The sequence below is a fragment of the Mesorhizobium sp. P5_C1 genome, assembly GCF_054049815.1.
Genome location: NZ_JBFULQ010000579.1, coordinates 1 through 3,294 on the forward strand (window position 1 = coordinate 1; position 3,294 = coordinate 3,294).

4 protein-coding genes are annotated in these 3,294 nt (G+C 62.7%); 2 read left to right on the plus strand and 2 right to left on the minus strand.

The features are described from left to right. Positions 1-16 precede the first annotated feature (16 nt). Positions 17-304 carry a DUF3175 domain-containing protein gene (locus ACXJ7R_RS28180; RefSeq protein ID WP_457154684.1) on the plus strand — a complete coding sequence of 96 codons (288 nt, stop codon included), beginning with the start codon at positions 17-19 and terminating at the stop codon, positions 302-304. An 18-nt stretch (positions 305-322) separates the two neighbouring features. Here the strand turns inward: ACXJ7R_RS28180 and ACXJ7R_RS28185 are convergent, their stop codons facing one another. Together ACXJ7R_RS28185 and ACXJ7R_RS28190 are read right to left on the minus strand one after the other, a co-directional pair. Continuing rightward, positions 323-1,099, minus strand: coding sequence for a FadR/GntR family transcriptional regulator (locus ACXJ7R_RS28185; RefSeq protein WP_457154685.1), 777 nt, complete (start codon positions 1,097-1,099; stop codon positions 323-325). Positions 1,100-1,201: 102 nt separating this feature from the next. Continuing rightward, complete coding sequence (locus ACXJ7R_RS28190; protein WP_457154686.1) at positions 1,202-2,098, minus strand: NAD-dependent epimerase/dehydratase family protein; 897 nt, start codon at positions 2,096-2,098, stop codon at positions 1,202-1,204. Positions 2,099-2,217: 119 nt separating this feature from the next. Here ACXJ7R_RS28190 and ACXJ7R_RS28195 point away from each other — a divergent pair, with 119 nt between their 5' ends. Next, positions 2,218-3,156, plus strand: coding sequence for an NAD(P)-dependent oxidoreductase (locus ACXJ7R_RS28195; RefSeq protein ID WP_457154687.1), 939 nt, complete (start codon positions 2,218-2,220; stop codon positions 3,154-3,156). The last annotated feature ends 138 nt before the right edge of the window (positions 3,157-3,294 follow it).

The following is a 3,294-nucleotide window of genomic DNA, read 5'->3' on the forward strand; positions in this document are numbered from 1 at the left end:
GCAAAGGAGTCCTGCCATGACCGCGAAGAAGAAATGGTCGGCCGAGGTGACCGAGCACAGCGACGCTATGGATCTCGAGGACCACGTCTTCGAATCCGATGACGCCAGGAAAATCGCCGCCTCCCTCAAGCGATCCGCCGAACACAGCCTCCGGCGCAAGGCCGAGCCGTTCCAGTCCGCCATGTCGATGCTGAACTTCTACATCAACCGCGCCGGCAAGAATCTGCCCGCTTCGCGCAGACAAGTGCTTGAGAACGCCAAGGACGAGCTTCGAGCCGCCTTCGGGCGGGAGAAAGAGGATTAGCCGCGACCCATTAGGCTCCTAGCGCGAACGGATGACGCCGTCGGTGTTGGCCAACAACTTGCGCACCGCGTTGCGCGCCGCATCCGGTCGCTGCAGGCGGATGTTCCTCTCGATCGCCTCGTGCAGCTTCTGTGCGTGCTGCAAATCATCCAGCTCCCGTGTCGTATAGGCGAACAGGTGGTCGAACGCGGATTCGATGAGCACGCCGAGTGGCACCAAAAGGTCGTTGCCGGATGCCCGCAGGATCGCCAGGTGGAAACGCGTATCGGCACGCGTGCGCTCCTGCAGGCTCGTCGCCTCGCCCATCTCGCGGCAGGCCTGGCTGATCTCGGCCATCTGCTCATCGGTCCGCCGCATGGCGGCAAAGGCGGTCGCTTCCGGCTCGATGATGTGGCGGAACTCCTGCACGGTCTTCAGGAACACCTCGCGATCCGGGGACGTCGCGTACCAGGCGAGCACGTCGCGATCGAGCAGGTTCCAGCGTTCCTTCGGCTCGACCCAGCTGCCGATCTTGGGGCGCGACGCCAACAGGCTCTTGGCCATCAGCATCTTGATCGCTTCGCGCACCGCCGAGCGGCTGACGCTGAAGGTCTCCGACCATTTCGCTTCATTGGGCAGGATGGTGCCGGGCGGGTAGTCGCCGCGCACGATCCTGAGGCCAATCTCGCTGGCCAGCGAAGCATGGACGCTCGAGCCGGGGATGCGCGCCGCGTCTGGTCGGCGAACGCCCGCCGGGCGCTCGCCGGAGGCCGCTTTCGCTGGCGATTTTTCCTTGTTCGGCTTCGCGTCCCGCATAGGCTCCAGAAAGGCCGGATTGCAGGGGCTGTCAAGCGCGGCAAGCGGCTCAGGCGGCAAAGCCGGCCGCTGTGCACAGATCAGCCCGATTGCTCCGACGGATCAGGCCTGCTTGACGTATTTGCGCCAGCTGTGCTCCGGGCGGAAGCCGAGAATATCCCGCGCCTTGCGGTTCGACAGCAGCGTCTCGTATTCGCCGAGGTCGGCCTTGACCGGTACGCTGGGATAGAACCGCTTCAGGAGTTCGGCGGTCGGCAGGTCGGATGAGGTATCGTCATTGGCGGCGTTGAACACCTGATAGCCGAGCCCGTCCTTCTCGATGGCACGCAGGGTGATCTGGCCAAGGTCGCGCGCGTCGACATAGCTCCAGGCGATGCGCTTGCGGAACCCCGGCTCGGCGAACCATTTCGGAAACAGCGAATATTCATGTGGCTCGATGACGTTGCCTATGCGCAGCGCATAGATGTCGATGCCGCTGCGCAGCGCAAAGGCGCGCGCCGTCTTCTCGTTGACGACCTTGGACAGCGCGTAGCTGTCCATCGGATCGACGTCATAATCCTCGTCGAGCGGGAAATACTGGGGATCACGCGGCTCGTTGGCGAACACCAGCCCATAGGTGGTTTCGCTTGAGGCAATCACCACCTTGCGGATGCCGAGCTTCACCGCCGCCTCGATGACATTGTAGGTGCCGAGCGCATTGATGCGGAACACCTCGTTGTCGGTGGTGATCATGATGCGCGGGATGGCGGCGAAATGCACCACCGCATCGACCGGTTGGGCGCGTAGAGACGGGTCGAATTCGTGCAATCCCATATAACTCGACAGCGCGTTGAACACCTGTCCGCTGTCGGTGATGTCGGTGATCAGCGTGCGCACTTTGGGATTGTCGAGCGGCTTKGTGTCGATGTTGAGCACCTGGCAGCCCTGCTCSACMAGATAYTGCACGACATGRCGYCCRGCCTTGCCGCTGCCGCCGGTGAACATGATCCGCTTCGTCATTTTGCTCTCCACATCCGCTGGGATTTATGTGTATTGTCAGACAAAATCGCAATCCGCAACCACCCTCGCCTGCAAAACGGCAGCGCTGATCATCAATCATTGCAACAGGACTTGAAGACATGAACACGACTGCCGCGAGCGAAAAGATCGGCTTCATCGGCCTTGGCCTGATGGGGCACGGGATCGCTAAGAACATCGTCGACAAGGGCTACAGCCTGACCTTTCTCGGCCGCAAGAACCGCAAGCCGGCGGAGGACCTGCTTGGCCGCGGTGCCGCGGAAGTATCGACCTCGCGCGATGTCGGGGCGGCATCGGACATCGTCTTCATCTGCGTCACCGGATCGCGCGAAGTCGAGGCTATCATTCGCGGCCCCGGCGGCCTCAAGGAGGGCTTGAAAAAGGGCGCGGTCGTCGTCGACTGCTCGACCTCCGATCCGGTCTCGACCATTGCACTGGCGGCTGAACTCAAGGCGCTCGGCATCGACTACGTCGACGCGCCGCTGAGCCGCACGCCGAAGGAAGCCTGGGAAGGCACGCTCGACGCCATGGTCGGCGCGCCGGACGCCGTCTTCGCCCGGCTGAAGCCGGTGCTGGAAACCTGGGCCGGCCGCATCGTTCATATCGGCGACACTGGTGACGGCCACCGCATGAAACTGCTCAACAATTTCATCTCGCTCGGCTATGCCGCGATCTATTCCGAGGCGCTGGCGCTGGCGCAGAAGGTCGGCATCTCGCCGCCGCGCTTCGACAGCGTCATCCGCAACGGCCGCATGGATTGCGGCTTCTACCAGACCTTCATGCGCTGGACGCTGGAGGGCGACCGCGACGCCCACAAATTCTCCATCGCCAACGCCTTCAAGGACCTGACCTATCTGGAATCGATGGCCGGCGCGGCCGGCATCGCCAACCCGCTCGGCAACGCCACCAAGAACTCTTTCGCCGGCGCCTTCGCCACCGGCCCCGCCGAGCAATTCGTGCCGATGCTGGCAACCCATATCGGCAAGGTCAACGGCGTCGACCTGATGCCGACCAAGGATGGCAAGAAACAGACGATTTGAGGTGAGAACCTGTCCGCGCAACTGACGAAAAGCCAATTGCTTGGCTTTTCGAGTTTCGAACGGTGAAGGCCGGGTCCGCTTCCGGGCGGAAAAAAGAGCCAGTGGACATCTTAGAGGGAAAGCCCAAAGGGCCGGCGG

Coding starts and splice junctions, on each gene's coding strand:
- ACXJ7R_RS28180 (WP_457154684.1), top strand. CDS start 17: ATGACCGCGAAGAAGAAATGGTCGGCCGAGGTGACCGAGCACAGCGAC.
- ACXJ7R_RS28185 (WP_457154685.1), bottom strand. CDS start 1,099: ATGCGGGACGCGAAGCCGAACAAGGAAAAATCGCCAGCGAAAGCGGCC.
- ACXJ7R_RS28195 (WP_457154687.1), top strand. CDS start 2,218: ATGAACACGACTGCCGCGAGCGAAAAGATCGGCTTCATCGGCCTTGGC.